Below are 14925 nucleotides of genomic sequence, written 5' to 3'. Positions count from 1 at the left end.
GTGGGGGAAAGGCCCGCCCGCGCCGGAGTCACGCCGCAAATTGGCCATGTCGGCACGGTTCCCTGATCTCGTCCGAAAGGAGAATACGCCCGTGAACCGGCACCCTGCCCCGCACCGAAACCGCCAGCAGCGCCCCCCTCGCCGGGAGGGCGGCCCAGATACGCTGGGTCGCGACGAGAGCGGCTCGATCATCGTCTTCTCGCTCTTCGTGATGGTGATCATGCTGATGATCGGGGGCTTGGGCGTCGACATCATGCGGACCGAAGCCCGGCGTACCGAGCTGCAGGCCACACTCGACCGGGCGGTCCTCGCCGCCGCCGACCTGCAACAGACGCGCGACCCCGAGACGGTGGTGCGTGACTACGTCGCCAAGGCCGGGATGTCCGACAGCCTCGGCGCGGTCGAAGTGGTGCAAGCGCTCAACATGCGCACGGTCCGGGCCGAGGCACGCTCCACGGTGCCGACCATGATGCTGAAATTCGCCGGCATGACGTCGCTGGCCGCCCCTGCGGCGGCCTCGGCCACCGAATCGGTGAACGACATCGAGATCGGGCTGGTGCTCGACGTCTCCGGCTCGATGAACAGCAACAACCGCCTGCCGCGCCTCAAGACCGCCGGCGCCGAGTTCATCGACACCATGTTCAACACCGTCGAACCGGGCCATCTGGCGATTTCGCTGGTGCCCTACTCGACCCAGGTCAACCTCGGGCTCGATCTCGCCACCGCGCTCGGCATGCCCCGGCTGCACAATTTCAGCTATTGCGCGGACCTGCCCGCCACCGCCTACCTGACCACCGTGGCCTCGCCATTGCCGCTGGTGCAGGCCGGGCATTTCGACAGCAGCGGCTACTCCCCCTCCTCGGGCGGGATCAGCAATTATGCCAACATGCGGATGCGGTCCTCGACCTGCCGGACCGGCAACGGCTTCGAAGTGCTGCCCTGGTCGACCAGCCGCACCGCGCTCAAGAACCGGATCGCCGGGCTTAGCGCCGAAGGCTGGACCTCGATCGAGATGGGCGTGAACTGGGGCGCCGCGCTGCTCGACCCGACCGTGCGCACCGCGCTCAACCAGTTCTCCGCGGTGACGGGTCTGGCATCCGGCCTGACCGGCTGGCCGCGCGACTTCGGCATATCACAGGGGATGAAGGTGCTGGTGGTGATGACCGACGGGGCCAACACCGTCAATTACCGGCTCAAGTCGCCCTACCGTGAAAATGACCTGTCCGATGTCTGGGTGCTCGGCTCGAACGACTACTACGTAAAGCGGCTGACCGGTGACTACTTCAGGGCATCGGAAGGTAAGATCGTGGCGACGCGCCCGGCACTCGCGACCCGGTTGCGCTGGAACGAGCTCTTCGCTCGAATGACGGTGCGGGAGCACGCTTATCACCTGCGAGCGATGCAGTTCGATCAAGGCACTGCGGCCTTCGACACCGCTTTTGCCACTTGGACCTCGATCGTCGAAACCGACTGGACCATCACCAAGGATACCCGGCTGAGCCAGATCTGCTCCGCGGCCAAGGCCAAGGGCGTGGTGATCTTCACCATCGGCTTCGAGATCAACGAGCCCGGCGCCATGGAGGCGATGGCTGGCTGCGCCTCCTCGCCCTCGCATTTCTACCGCGTCGAAGGGCTGCAGATCGCCTCCGCCTTCACCTCGATCGCCACCCAGATCAACGCACTGAGGCTGATCCAATGACCGGTCTGCGTCGCTTCCTGCATGCGCTGCGGCGCCGTCCCGCCTTGCTGCGCGCAAGCGAAGGGGCCGCCTCGGTCGAGTTCGTGCTGATCTTCCCGGTGCTGATGCTGGTGATCCTGTCGAGCTTCGAGCTGGGCATGGTCACGCTGCGCCAGGTGATGCTGGATCGGGGCCTCGACCTGACCGTGCGCGAGGTCCGGCTAGGGCAGATCACCCCGGTTGACCACGCCACGGTCAGTGCCTCGATCTGCAACCACGCGCTGCTGCTGCCGGACTGCGCGAGCAATCTTCGGCTCGAAATGCGCCCGCTCGACCTGCGGTCCTGGGTCACGCCCCCCGAACAGGCGGATTGCGTCGACCGCGCCGACATCACCGTGCCGCTGCGCCGCTTCACCGCCGGAGTGGAGAACCAACTGATGCTTCTGCGTGCCTGCTCCCTGTTCGATCCGTACTTCCCCACCAGCGGGCTGGGCGCGCGGCTGCCCCGCCAGTCGGCCGGCGCCTATGCGCTGACCTCCGCCTCTGCCTTCGTGGTCGAACCATGAGGCGGGCTTGGCAGATCGCCCGCGCAGGGCTGGCGCGGTTCTGGCGCGGTCGGGACCGCGAGGCGGGTTCGATGACGGTCGAGGCGGTGCTGATGATGCCGCTGCTGCTCTGGGTATTCGGCGGCAGCTGGGTGTTCTTCGACGCCTATCGCGCGAAATCGATCAACACCCGCGCGGCCTACACGGTCGGCGACGTACTGAGCCGGGAGTCGGGCTATATCACGCCGACCTTCGTCAACAGCATCTCCGCGCTGCAGGGCGTCCTGATGCCGGAATCGCGGGCACCGCGCATCCGGGTCAGCGTCTTCACCTATGACGCGCCGACCAACAGCTACCGTGTCCGCTGGTCGACGGCGCGGGGCACCGGCGTGTCCGCCCTGACCGATGCCGCGCTGAACGAGGTCCGGGCGGAGCTGCCCGACATGCCGAATCTCGAGGTGGCGACGCTGGTCGAAACCTGGACGGACTACACTCCCATCTTCGATGTCGGGTTGGCGCCCTTCACCTTCGAGGATCGGGTCGTGACCCGGCTGCGCTTCGCCGGCCAGCTTTGCTACAGCGTGACCGGGACGGTGTCCGACGCGCTGTGCTAGGTACTGGGAGCTAGGTGCCGCTCCGCTGCGCCAGCCGCGACTCGATCGCCTCGGCCATCGCCTTTGTCTGCGGCGCCGGGGTCACGCCGCCGATTCCCAGCCGATGCCCGAGCCGCCACCACATGCCCGGCCGCCAGCCCCGCGCCATCGGCCGCGTCAGCCGCAGCGTGAAGCCGTTCGACGGCTTGAGCGAGAAGCTGCCGCGGTCGATCCCGGCAATGTCTTGCCAGCCCGCCAGCAAGGTGCCATCGCTGGCCGATAGCCCCGTCTCGTCGAGCCGCAACACGAGGCGCGTCGCCCGGCGCAGCGCCTCGCCCGCCGCCAGCCCCCCGGCGCCCAGCGCCAGCAGCGCAGCGACCCAGAGCGCCCCGTCGGCCTGCGTCAGCGCGGTGTAAACCGCGAGACCGCCGAAGACATAGAGCACCCCGACCGCCATCGCCCGGCGGGCGGGCGCCGCGCGCAATTCGAACTCCATCATTCCGTCCCCGGCTGTTGCCCGGTCGGGCATAGCCCGGCCACCATCGGCCGTCACCCCCGCGCGGGGATGCCATTGCCGCCCCGGCCGGCGCCCCGTAACCTGAGCGCAGCCCCAGATCCGGACCCCAATGCCCCGCCTCCTTTTCCTCGTGCCGCTGCTGCTCGCCGCCGGCTGCGCCCAGTTCCCCGAGATCGACGCCCGCGTGCCCGAGGCCGAACGCCACGGCCCGCCGCCACCGCTCGTCGACGTCGTGCCGCTTCTGGCACGCGCCGATGCCGCGCAGGCGTCGCCGCGACTGACCGAGGCCAGCGGCACGGCGCTGGCGCAACGGGCCGAGGCACTGTCCCGCCGGCAGGTAACCGGCACCCCGGGCGCCGCGCTGCCGGAGGCCCGGCTGCGCGATCTCGCGGCGCGGGCCGAGGCGCTGCGCAGCGCGCCGGTGATCGACGCGCAGACGCGTGCCCGCATCGAGGCGGGCGTGACGACCCCTGCCGCGTTGCAGTGATCCCCCGCTCGGGCTAACAGTCGCGCGCAGCCAAGACAGACCGGAGCCTCCCATGACCTCTCCCCTTCGCCTCGGAATCGCCGGTCTCGGAACCGTCGGCGCAGGGGTCGTGCGCATCGTGCAGGAGCATCCCGAACTTCTCGCGGCCCGCGCCGGCCGCGCGGTGGAGATCACTGCCGTCTCGGCCCGGAACCGCGCCCGGGACCGTGGCGTCGATCTTTCGGCCTATGCCTGGGAGGACGACGCGGCCGCTCTCGCCGCCCGCGACGACGTGGACGTGGTGCTGGAGCTGATGGGCGGCCATGAGGGCATCGCCAAGTCGGTCGTCGAGATCGCGCTCGACAACGGCAAGGACGTGGTCACCGCCAACAAGGCGCTGCTCGCCCATCACGGCCAGGCGCTGGCCGAGCGGGCCGAGGCGCAAGGCCGGGTGATCCGCTTCGAGGCGGCCGTCGCGGGCGGCATCCCGGTCATCAAGGCGCTCACCGAGTCGCTGGCTGGCAACGAGATGACCCGCGTGATGGGGGTGATGAACGGCACCTGCAACTACATTCTGACGCGGATGCAGAGCGCCGGGCTGCCCTATGACGCGGTGTTTCAGGAAGCCGCCGATCTCGGCTATCTCGAAGCAGACCCGCAGCTCGACGTGGGCGGCATCGATGCCGGTCACAAGCTGGCGCTGCTGGCCGCGATCGCCTTCGGCACCAAGGTCGACTTCGCGGGTGTCGAACTCGAGGGCATCGGCGCGATCACCATCGAGGACATCAACCACGCCGCCGACATGGGCTTCCGCATCAAGCTTCTTGGCGTGGCGCAGATGACCGGACGCGGGCTGGAGCAGCGCATGTCGCCCTGCCTCGTGCCCGCCTCCTCGCCGCTGGGCCAGCTCGAAGGCGGCACCAACATGGTGGTGCTCGAGGGCGACGCGATCGGCCAGGTGGTGCTGCGCGGCCCCGGCGCGGGCGCGGGCCCCACGGCCAGCGCGGTGATGGGCGACGTAATGGATCTCGCCCGTGGGATCCGGCTGCCGGTCTTCGGCCAGCCCGCCTCCGGGCTGCGCGCGGCGCGCGCGGCGCAGGCGGCGGTGCCCGCTCCCTATTACCTGCGGATGCGTCTGCTGGACAAACCGGGCGCGCTTGCCAAGGTCGCGCGGGTACTGGGTGAAGCCGGGATCTCGATCGACCGGATGCGGCAATACGATCACGAGGACACCTCTGCCCCGGTGCTGATCGTCACCCACAAGACGACCCGCGCCGCCCTCGAGGACGCGCTTGCAGGCTTCGAGGCCACCGGCGTGGTGCAGGGCGCCCCGGTCGCGATCCGCATCGAACAGGTCTGACGGAGAGGGGCGCCGCCCCTTCCCCACCCCCGAAAACGCCCATTCCGGCGGCGGCGCCCGAGCCCGCCGCCGCCCATCTCGCGCCGTTTGCGCAAACATCTCCCGGCGCGCTTGTCACCGCGCCGGAGGGCCGGTTAGGTCGAGGCAACGCTCACGATTGCCCGAGGACGCCTCCCATGCCCCAAGCTCCCGAATTCCATGATCGCATGCTGTCGCTCGGCCTCGCCCGAGTGTCGGAAGCCGCGGCCATCGCCTGCGCGCCGCTGATCGGTCGCGGCGACGAGAAGGCCGCCGATCAGGCCGCCGTCAACGCCATGCGCACCCAGCTCAACATGCTCGACATCGCCGGCTGCGTGGTGATCGGCGAGGGCGAGCGCGACGAGGCGCCGATGCTCTATATCGGTGAGGAGGTCGGCACCGGCGAGGGCCCGGCGGTGGACATCGCGCTCGACCCGCTCGAGGGCACGACGCTGACCGCCAAGGACATGCCGAACGCGCTTACGGTGATTGCCATGGGTCCGCGCGGCTCGATGCTGCACGCCCCCGACGTCTACATGGACAAGCTCGCGGTCGGGCCGGGCTTCACTCCCGGCGTGGTGACGCTCGAGATGAGCCCGGCCGAGCGCGTCGCCGCGCTGGCCAAGGCCAAGGGCACCGATGCGGGCGACATCACCGTCTGCGTGCTGGAACGCCCGCGCCACCAGGAGATGATCGACGAGCTGCGCTCGACCGGCGCGGCGATCCGCCTGATCACCGATGGCGACGTGGCCGGCGTCATGCATTGCGCCGAACCGGCCAAGACCGGCATCGACATGTACATGGGCTCGGGCGGTGCGCCCGAGGGTGTGCTGGCGGCTGCCGCGCTGAAATGCATGGGTGGCCAAATCTACGGCCGGCTGCTGTTCCGCAACGACGACGAGGTGGGCCGCGCCCGCAAGGCCGGGATCGAGGATCTCGACCGGATCTATTCGCGCGACGAGCTGGTCACCGGCGACGTGATCTTTGCCGCCACCGGCGTCACCGATGGCAACCTCGTGCCGGGCATCCGCCGCGATGGCGGCTACCTTACGGCCGAGACGATCCTGATGCGGTCCAAGACCGGCTCGGTGCGGCGCATGTTCTACCGCAACCCGATCGACCGCAGCCAACCCGGCCGCTGAACCAACGCCGCGGCGGGGCTGGCCCCGCCGCCCCCCAGACCGGCGCGGGCGGATCGCGCCCGCGTGAGCAGCGGCATCGTCTCCGGGCTTGCCATCGCGCCCGCTTTCGGGCGACACCCGCGCCATGCCCGATTTTCTCGACGTCTCCGCCTCGCTGACCGGCCGCCGCTGGGTCGGTCCCGCCGCCGAGGCCGACCGCCTCGCCCAGGCCATGGCCCAAGGCTGCGACCTGCCGCTGCCACTGTGCCACGCGCTCGTGGGGCGCGGCGTCGCCGCCGAGGCGGTGGCCGGATTTCTCTCGCCGACCTTGCGCGAACTGCTGCCCGACCCGCTGACGCTTCGCGACATGGGCTCCGCCTCGGATCGCGTGATGCAGGCCGTGCGGGGCCGCGAGCGGATAGCCATCTTCGCGGATTACGACGTCGATGGCGGTGCCTCGGCCGCGCTGCTGTTGGTCTGGCTGCGCCGGATGGGGCTGCAGGCCACGCTCTACATTCCGGACCGGATCGAAGAGGGCTACGGCCCCAACGCCCCGGCGATGGAGCGGCTGGCGCGTAACCACGACCTCATCATCTGCGTCGATTGCGGCACGTTGAGTCACGAGCCGATCGCCGCCGCGCAGGACGTGGATGTCGTCGTGCTCGATCACCATTTGGGTGGCGAGACGCTGCCCGACGCGGTGGCGGTGGTAAACCCCAACCGGCAGGACGAGAGCGGCGATCTGGCGCATCTGTGCGCCGCGGCCGTGGTGTTCCTGTTGTTGGTGGAACTGAACCGCCGACTGCGCGAGGATGGCAAGCCCGGCCCGGACCTGATGGCGATGCTCGACCTCGTGGCGCTGGCCACCGTGGCCGACGTGGCGCCGCTCACCGGCGTCAACCGGGCGCTGGTGCGCACCGGGCTTCAGGTCATGGCGCGCCGCCAGCGCCCCGGCCTCGTGGCGCTCGCCGACGTGGCCGGGCTCGACGTGCCGCCCACCGCTTATCATCTGGGCTACCTGCTCGGCCCGCGCGTCAACGCCGGCGGCCGGATCGGCAAGTCCGACCTCGGCGCAAGGCTGCTGGCGACCGATGATCCGCACGAGGCGGCCGCCTTGGCCGAAAAGCTCGACCACCTCAACCGCGAGCGGCGCGAGATCGAGGCACGGGTGCGCGACGCCGCCCTCGAACAGGCCGAAGCGCGCGGCACCGAGGGGCCCCTCGCCTGGGCCGCCGGCGCGGGCTGGCACCCCGGCGTGGTCGGCATCGCGGCCGCGCGGATGAAGGAGGCGACCAACCGCCCCGCCGTGGTGATCGGCATCGAGGACGGGATCGGCAAGGGCTCGGCCCGCTCGGTGCCGGGAATCGATCTGGGCGCCGCGATCCACCGCGTCGCGGCCGAGGGGCTGCTGCTTCGTGGCGGCGGCCACAAGATGGCGGCCGGTCTCACCGTCGAGGAGGCCATGATCGAACCCGCGATGGCGCGCCTCGCCGAACTTCTGGAGAAGCAGGGCGCGGGGGCCGGCGGGCCGCGCGACCTGCGGCTCGATTCGGTGCTGATGCCCGGCGCCGCCACGCTCGAGCTGATCAAGCGGATCGAGGCGGCGGGCCCCTTCGGCGCCGCCGCGCCGGCGCCGCGCTTCGCCTTTCCCGACATGGCGATCCAGCACGTCCGCGAAGTCGGCCAGGGCCATCTGAAGATAGGCTTCGGCGATGGTCTCGGGGCGCGGCTCGACGGCATCGCCTTCGGCGCGATGGACGGGCCGATGGGGGCCGCGCTGATGCGCCATGGCGGTGCGCGCTTCCACCTCGCAGGCAAGCTAGACCTCAACATTTGGAAGGGCCGCCGCACCGTCCAGCTGCGGCTCGACGACGCCGCGCCGGCGCGTTGAGCGCAGGCGGTTTTTCCCCCACGGCAATTTCACGGATCGTCGATTTTCCCCTTGCGGGGCCAGAGCGGTTTCCCTAAACACCGGCTCACCGACGAGCGGCCCGTTCGTCTATCGGTTAGGACGCCAGGTTTTCAACCTGGAAAGAGGGGTTCGATTCCCCTACGGGCTGCCATCGGTTCACGGTTCGAGGTCCCTTTCGGGAAACCGGTTCCGTCGTCAGAGTGGCCCGTTCGTCTATCGGTTAGGACGCCAGGTTTTCAACCTGGAAAGAGGGGTTCGATTCCCCTACGGGCTGCCACGACGCCTCCTTCCTCCCCCTGCCCTCGCGCCAACCGCCGCGGCCTGAGCCTGATGCTCGGTTGTTCCCGTTCGCGCGCGCGGGTAAAGCGGGCCCGATACCGCAATGGGAGGCGCCGCGATGGCACAACAGGACAAAGCGAAGATTGGCCTCATCGGCCTTGGCACCATGGGCAGCGCGCTGGCGCTCAACATCGCCGAAAAGGGCTTCCCCATCGCGGTCTGGAACCGCCGCGCGGACGTGACCCGCGCCTTTCATGCCGAAGCCGGAGAGCTGGCCGACTGGGTGATCCCGACCGAGAGCTACGAGGAACTCGTCGCCGCCATTGCCAAGCCGCGCGCGATCATCCTCATGGTGCCGGCCGGCGAGCCCGTCGATGAGCAGATCGCGGCGCTGCGGCCGCTGCTCGACGATGACGACATGATCATCGATGCCGGCAACGCCAACTTCCACGACACCAACCGCCGTTCGCGCGAGGCCGAGGGCAAGCCGTTCCTCGGCATCGGCGTCTCCGGCGGCGAGGCCGGCGCACGGCACGGGCCGGCGATCATGGGCGGCGGCGAAAAGGCGCATTGGGACCGGGTCGCACCGATCCTGACCGCCATCGCCGCAAAGTTCGGTGACGAGCCTTGCGCCGACTGGATGGGCCGCGAGGGCGCGGGCCACTTCGTCAAGGCGGTGCATAACGGCATCGAATACGCCGACATGCAGATGATCGCCGAGGTCTATGGCGTGATGCGTGACGGCCTCGGGCTCGATGCCGACGCGATCGGCGACGCCTTCGCGCGGTTCAACGAGGGCGCGCTGAAATCCTACCTGATCGAGATCTCCTCGATCGTCACCAAAGCCGCCGACAAGCACACCGGTCAGCCGATGATCGACCTGATCCTCGACAAGGCGGGTCAGAAGGGCACCGGTCGCTGGACCGCGATCGAGGCGCAGCATCTCGCCGCCCCGATCCCGGCGATCGAGGCCGCCGTCGTGGCCCGCAACCTGTCGAGCCGGGTCGCTGCGCGCAAGGAAGGCGAGGATCTGTTCGGCGCGGCGCCGCAGCAAATCCCCGAGGGCAAGGTGTCTGACGAGATGCTGGAGCGGGCGCTGATCGCCGGCAAGGTGCTGTGCTATGCGCAGGGCTTCGACATGATCGCCGCCGCCTCCGAGCAGTTCGGTTGGGCGCTGCCGCTGCCCGCCATCGCGCGTGTCTGGCGCGAGGGCTGCATCATCCGCTCGGCGATGCTCGACGACATGGCCGCCGCGCTGGCCGAGGACGAGGATCGCAACCTGATGCTGGCGCCGGTCTTCGCACGGCATCTGCGCGAGGGCCACGTGGCGCTGCGCGAGCTGGTCGCGATCGGCGCGCGCTACGGCCACCCGATGCCGGCGCTGTCCTCGGGGCTGAGCTACTTCGACACGATGCGTACCGCGCGCGGCACCGCCAATATGATCCAGGCGCAGCGCGACTATTTCGGCGAGCACGGCTTCGAGCGGACCGACGGCATCGAGGACAAGCACGGCCCCTGGCACGGCCACGGCGTCTGATCGCCGCCCCTCGGAACGGCAAAGGCCCCCGCGCGCTGCGCGGGGGCCTTTTCGTTTGCGCCTCGGGGGCGGGTCAGCTGTCGCGGAAGCTCGTGAAGACGTCCCACAGCACCAGCGCCACCGTCACCCCCAGCACCCCGGCCAGGTCGAGGCGCGGGATATGCGAGAACAGGATCCACAGGAAGCTCAGGAAGAAGACCAGAGCCACGATCGTCATGATACGGTTGAGCATTATTCGGTCTCCTCCTCGGCCAGAAGCCCTTCGAGCCAGCGCGCGGTGCGCAGCAGCCGCGCATCGTCGCCGCGCCGTCCGACCAGCTGGACGCCCATCGGCAGGCCGGTCTCGGATTGCAGGATCGGCACGCTCACGGCCGGCATGCCGGTGAGCGTCCACAGCCCGTTGAAGATCGCGTCGCCGGTGCTGGCATGGCCCTGCGGGGCAGGGCCGAGCGCGGCCGGGCACAGGATCGCGTCGCAGCGCTCGAAGATCTCGTCGAGCCCCGCATAGAGCACGTCGGACCAGTCGAGCGCGGCGATGTAGTCGCGCGCCAGGATCGCCTTGCCGCGATCGAGCGCCGCGCGCATCTCTTCAGACAGCGCGTCGCGACCCTTCTTCTCGTAGGCAAAGTAGGATTTAGCCATCTCGGCGAGGTTGATCCGCTCGCGGATCTCGGCGGCCTCGTCGAAGATCCCCGGCAGCGCCGTCTCGAAGCACTGCTCACCTAGCGCCTCGACCAGCTCGGCGAAGGCGGCATGGGTGTCGGCGTCGGCCCGGTCCCAGCCCGGAAGCCGCAGGAAGGCCAGCGTCGGCCGCACCGGCGGCTTGGTCATCGCAACGGAATGCAGCCGCGGCGGCGGGGCGAGCACGGTCGCCCGGTCCTTGGCGTCATGGCCGTAGAGTGCCTCGGCCAGAAGCGCCGCGTCCTCGACGTTGCGGGCGAAGACCCCGACCGTGTCGAGGCTGGGCGACTGGCTCAGCACGCCGGTGCGGGGGATCGCGCCGAAGCTCGGCTTGAACCCCACCGTGCCGCAGAACGAAGCCGGCCGGATCACCGAACCGCCGGTCTGGGTACCCACCGCCAGCGGCACCATGCCCGCTGCCACGGCCGCCGCCGAACCCGAGGACGAGCCGCCCGGGGTGCGGGCGGGATCGTGCGGGTTGCGGGTCTTGCCGGGATGCAGGAAGGCCAGCTCCGCCGTCACCGTCTTGCCGATGATGATGGCGCCCGCGGCGCGCAGCCGCTCGACCAGAGCGGCGTCACGCACGGGCACCCTGCCCTCGTCGAGCACAGTGCCGTTCTGCGTCGGCACCTTGGCGGTGTCGATCACGTCCTTGAGCGCCACCGGCAGCCCGTGCAGCGGGCCGGTGGGCCGCCCCGCCCGGCGCGCCGCGTCGAGCGCCTGCGCCTGGCTCATCGCGTAGCCGCCGTCGAGCCAGGCCCAGGCTTGGATCTCGGGCTCGAGCGCGGCGATGCGGTCGAGGCAGGCCTGCACCAGATCGGTGGCATTGAGCGCGCCGCTCGCCATCCGGTCGCGCAGTTCGCGCGCCGAAAGATCGAGCATCGCGACATGCCCCTTGGGCATCGGCTTGGTGGTCATCTCAGCGCCCATAGAACAGCTCCGGCAGGCCGAAGACCAGGTTCGGGAAGATGTAGACCAGCACCATCGAGACCACGACCATGCCAAGGAACGGCATGATGCCCTTGAAGATCTGGGTCAGGCGCACCTCGGGCGGTGCGATGCCCTTCAGGTAGTAGGCCGACATCGCCATTGGTGGCGTCAGGAACGAGGTCTGCAGGTTCAGCGCCACGAGGATGCCGAAGAACAGCGGATCGACCCCGAAGATCTCCAGCAGCGGCAGGAAGATCGGCACGAAGATGATGATGATCTCCGACCATTCGAGCGGCCAGCCAAGCAGGAAGATGATCAGCTGCGCGAGGATCAGGAACTGCACCGGGGTCAGGTCGAGCCCCGAGACGAATTCCGAGATCAGGTGCTCGCCGCCGAGATAGGAGAAGACCGACGAGAAGATGTAGGAGCCGACGAAGAGCCAGCATACCATCGCCGTCGTGCGCACCGTGAGATAGACGCTCTCGCGCAGGCGCTGGAAGGTCATCGCGCGGTAGATCACCGCCAGCACCATGCCGCCCAGCGCACCGATCGCGGCCGCTTCGGTCGGGGTGGCGAGACCGAACAGGATCGAGCCCAGCACCGACAGGATCAGCACCGCCAGCGGGAAGAAGGAGGTGAAGAGCATCCACAGCAGCTTGCCCAGCGGCACGTCCGGCACTTCCTCCTTGGTCGGGCGCGGCGCGACCGAGGGCTGGAGGATCGAGCGGCCGACCACGTAGGTCAGGTAGAGGCCGACGAGGACGAGACCCGGCAGCAGCGCGCCGGCATAGAGGCGAACGATCGAGACGCCCGAGGCCGCAGCATAGACGATCAGCATGATCGAGGGCGGGATCAGGATGCCCAGCGTACCGCCGGCGCAGATAATGCCCGCGGCGAAAGAGGGCTCGTAGCGCGCCTTGAGCATGGCCGGCAGCGCCAGCAGGCCCATCAGCGTCACAACGGCACCGACGATGCCGGTGGCGGTGGCGAACAGCGCGCAGGTCACAAGGGCGGCGACGCCCATCGAGCCGGGCACGTTCTTGGAGGCGATGTTGAGCGTGGTGAACAGCCGGTCGACGATGTTCGCGCGCTCGACGATGTAGCCCATGAACAGGAACAGCGGCACCGCGGTCAGCACCTCGTTCGACATCACCGTGTAGGTCTGGTTGATGAAGAGGTCGAAGACGCGGTTGTTGAAGAAGCCGTCGATCCAGGACGAGGTGCTTTCCCACCAGCTGGCGATCTCGGGATCGAGCCGGTCGAAGTCGCGCCACATGCGGCCGGCATCGTAATAGGCGAAATAGCCGAAGCCGATGCCGAGCGCCATCAGCGTGAAGGCGATGGGGAAGCCCAGGAAGACCAGGCTGATAAAGACGCCCAGCATCATCAGGGCGATTTGCGGTTCGGTCACGTGCGTGCGCTCCGTATCAATTCAACGCGGGGGCAGCGCGTCATTTCATGTCCGGGTGATCGCTGGGAGCGGTCATCTGCTTCATCAGCAACTGCTCGGTCTCCTCGACATCCTCGGCCGCGGCCAGCCAGACGCCGTCGCGCATCGCCAGGATGCAGCGGAAGACCTGCGCGACCCCTTGGATCGCCAGCAGCACGCCGGCGACGACGATCACGGTCTTGAACTGGTAGATCGGTACGCCCGCGGGGCTGTTGACCGAAACCTCGCCGTACTGCCAGGAGCGGGAGGCGTATTTCCAGCCGGCGAAGATCAGCGCGAAGACGCCGGGAAAGAAGAACAGGATGTAGAGCAGCCCGTCGACGGCGGCCTGCACCCTGACCGGCCAGAGCCGGTAGAGGAAGTCGCCGCGCACATGGCCGCCGCGCGAGAGTGTGTAGGCGCCGCCGAGCATGAACAGCGTGCCGTACATGATGAAGGAGATGTCGAGTGCCCATGGCGTGGGGGAGCCCAGCACGTAGCGCACGAAGACCTCGTAGCTGACCCCGAAGGTCATCAGCACGATGAGCCAGCCGAAGACCTTGCCGAAGGCGGCGGAAAGGGCGTCGGCGAATTTGATGTATCCGAGCATTCGCGTCCCGTATGGTTGCGGGCCCGGCGACGCGATCGCGCCGCCGGGCGGTCAGGCTTGGCTCAGAGCGCCAGCTTGCCGGGGTAGTAGTGCTCGTAGGCGAGCTGGTAGTCCGGCGAGTTCATCAGCGTGTAGTAGGTCACGCGTTCGACCCATTCGCGCTGGCTGTCGAGCACGCGCTTCATGAACTCGTCCTGCTCGAGCTCGGGGATCAGCGCGTCCCAGGCGTCGAGCTGGGCCGAGAGGATCGCCTGCGGCGTGCGGTGGATCGTCACGCCGCTCTCGGAGAGCTTCTGAAGGTCACGCGAGTACTGGTCGAGCGCGGTCGCCGAGTTCGCGGTGGACGCCGCCTCGACCGAGTGGCGCAGGATCGCCTGCAGGTCGGGGTCGAGACTCTCGAGGAAGCTCTTGGAGAACAGGAACTCGAAGCTCTCGGACGCCTGGTGATAGGACGACAGATAGTAGTTCTTGGCCACGTCCTGCGCGCCGAAACGGCTGTCGGAGGTCGGGTTGTTGAACTCGAAGGCGTCGATCACGCCGCGCTCCATGGCGGGTACGATCTCGCCGCCCGGCAGCTGTGCCACCGACATGCCCATCGACTGCATCAGGTCGGCTGCGAGACCGACGGTGCGGTACTTGAGGCCCTTGATGTCGTCGACCGAGGCGACCTCGGTCTTGAACCAGCCGAAGGGCTGGGCAGGCATCGGGAAGCCGAGCAGGCCCTCGACGTCGAGACCCATCGTGTCCATCAGCTCGGCGTAGAACTCCTTGCCACCGCCGGCATAGAACCAGCCCAGCATGGTGTCGGCCGAGCCGCCGAAGACGGGGCCGGTGCCGAACAGCGAGGCGGCCTTGTTCTTGCCGTACCAGTAGACCGGCACCGAATGCGCCATGTCGATCAGGCCGTCGCTGACCGCGTCCATCACCTGGAACGCGGCGACCACGGCGCCGGCGGGCAGCACGTCGACCTTGAGGCGGCCGCCCGACATCGCCTCGACGCGGTCGGCATAGGCCTGCGCCATTTCCTGCCAGATGTCCGAGGCCGGCCACGAGGTCTGCAGCTTCACGACGATCGGGCTCTGGGCGAGCACGGCGGGCGCGGCGAGACCGCCGGCTGCGGTGACGCCGGCGCCCAGGGCTCCTTTGCGCAGGAACGAACGCCGCGACACCTGCGCGGTCTTCTTCGGGGTAACTGTCATGAACTCCTCCCAGAATGTCATTCTCGGGCCGACGCTCCCCCGCGCGGCCA

At 68.9% G+C, this 14925-nt stretch carries 14 protein-coding genes and 2 tRNA genes; 10 read left to right on the top strand and 6 right to left on the bottom strand.

What is annotated here, in order from left to right; all coding sequences use genetic code 11:
• Positions 1-91: 91 nt before the first annotated feature.
• From T8T21_RS14035 to T8T21_RS14025, 3 genes are read left to right on the top strand one after another with little or no spacing between them, the layout of a single operon-like run.
• Complete coding sequence (locus tag T8T21_RS14035) at positions 92-1699, top strand: TadE/TadG family type IV pilus assembly protein (protein ID WP_322336028.1); 1608 nt, start codon at positions 92-94, stop codon at positions 1697-1699.
• Complete coding sequence (locus T8T21_RS14030) at positions 1696-2244, top strand: TadE/TadG family type IV pilus assembly protein (protein WP_322336027.1); 549 nt, start codon at positions 1696-1698, stop codon at positions 2242-2244. The genes T8T21_RS14035 and T8T21_RS14030 overlap by 4 nt, the downstream gene beginning before the upstream one ends.
• Positions 2241-2837, top strand: a complete 597-nt coding sequence (locus T8T21_RS14025) for a TadE/TadG family type IV pilus assembly protein (RefSeq protein WP_322336026.1) — start codon at positions 2241-2243, stop codon at positions 2835-2837. Before T8T21_RS14030 ends, T8T21_RS14025 begins: the two co-directional genes overlap by 4 nt.
• 10 nt (positions 2838-2847) lie before the next feature.
• Here T8T21_RS14025 and T8T21_RS14020 read toward each other — a convergent pair whose 3' ends face one another.
• Positions 2848-3312 (bottom strand): hypothetical protein, encoded by a 465-nt coding sequence (locus T8T21_RS14020; protein ID WP_322336025.1) that lies wholly within the window; start codon positions 3310-3312, stop codon positions 2848-2850.
• Positions 3313-3442: 130 nt separating this feature from the next.
• Between T8T21_RS14020 and T8T21_RS14015 the strand changes: the two genes are divergently transcribed.
• The 7 genes from T8T21_RS14015 (at position 3443) to gndA (ending at position 10026) form a co-directional block, all read left to right on the top strand.
• Positions 3443-3820, top strand: a complete 378-nt coding sequence (locus T8T21_RS14015) for a hypothetical protein (RefSeq protein WP_322336024.1) — start codon at positions 3443-3445, stop codon at positions 3818-3820.
• 52 nt (positions 3821-3872) lie between these two features.
• The gene (locus T8T21_RS14010; RefSeq protein ID WP_322336023.1) at positions 3873-5159 is read left to right on the top strand and encodes a homoserine dehydrogenase; all 1287 of its coding nucleotides are present in this window, start codon (positions 3873-3875) and stop codon (positions 5157-5159) included.
• Positions 5160-5335: 176 nt separating this feature from the next.
• Positions 5336-6319 carry a class II fructose-bisphosphatase gene (glpX, locus tag T8T21_RS14005; RefSeq protein WP_322336022.1) on the top strand — a complete coding sequence of 328 codons (984 nt, stop codon included), beginning with the start codon at positions 5336-5338 and terminating at the stop codon, positions 6317-6319.
• A gap of 124 nt (positions 6320-6443) precedes the next feature.
• The gene (gene recJ, locus T8T21_RS14000) at positions 6444-8189 is read left to right on the top strand and encodes a single-stranded-DNA-specific exonuclease RecJ (RefSeq protein ID WP_322336021.1); all 1746 of its coding nucleotides are present in this window, start codon (positions 6444-6446) and stop codon (positions 8187-8189) included.
• Positions 8190-8286: 97 nt separating this feature from the next.
• Positions 8287-8361 (top strand) — tRNA-Glu (locus T8T21_RS13995).
• A 51-nt stretch (positions 8362-8412) separates the two neighbouring features.
• A tRNA-Glu gene (locus T8T21_RS13990) sits at positions 8413-8487 on the top strand.
• A 120-nt stretch (positions 8488-8607) separates the two neighbouring features.
• Positions 8608-10026, top strand: a complete 1419-nt coding sequence (gene gndA, locus T8T21_RS13985) for an NADP-dependent phosphogluconate dehydrogenase (protein ID WP_322336020.1) — start codon at positions 8608-8610, stop codon at positions 10024-10026.
• Between the two features lie 73 nt (positions 10027-10099).
• Here gndA and T8T21_RS13980 read toward each other — a convergent pair whose 3' ends face one another.
• The 5 genes from T8T21_RS13980 to T8T21_RS13960 form a co-directional block, all read right to left on the bottom strand.
• Complete coding sequence (locus T8T21_RS13980) at positions 10100-10258, bottom strand: hypothetical protein (RefSeq protein WP_183472312.1); 159 nt, start codon at positions 10256-10258, stop codon at positions 10100-10102.
• A complete protein-coding gene (locus T8T21_RS13975) occupies positions 10258-11637 on the bottom strand; it encodes an amidase (protein WP_322336019.1) in 1380 nt (459 codons plus the stop codon). Before T8T21_RS13975 ends, T8T21_RS13980 begins: the two co-directional genes overlap by 1 nt.
• Positions 11627-13048 (bottom strand): TRAP transporter large permease, encoded by a 1422-nt coding sequence (locus T8T21_RS13970; RefSeq protein WP_183472318.1) that lies wholly within the window; start codon positions 13046-13048, stop codon positions 11627-11629. Before T8T21_RS13970 ends, T8T21_RS13975 begins: the two co-directional genes overlap by 11 nt.
• 40 nt (positions 13049-13088) lie before the next feature.
• Positions 13089-13676: a TRAP transporter small permease subunit gene (locus tag T8T21_RS13965; RefSeq protein WP_183472321.1), complete on the bottom strand. Its 588-nt coding sequence runs from the start codon at positions 13674-13676 to the stop codon at positions 13089-13091.
• A gap of 62 nt (positions 13677-13738) precedes the next feature.
• Complete coding sequence (locus T8T21_RS13960) at positions 13739-14875, bottom strand: TRAP transporter substrate-binding protein (RefSeq protein WP_183472324.1); 1137 nt, start codon at positions 14873-14875, stop codon at positions 13739-13741.
• Between the last annotated feature and the right edge of the window lie 50 nt (positions 14876-14925).

The organism is Limimaricola variabilis, assembly GCF_034371605.1.
Classification (GTDB): domain Bacteria; phylum Pseudomonadota; class Alphaproteobacteria; order Rhodobacterales; family Rhodobacteraceae; genus Limimaricola; species Limimaricola variabilis.
The sequence above is the reverse complement of the archived record's forward strand: the minus strand, read 5'-3'. Positions and strand labels throughout refer to the sequence as shown.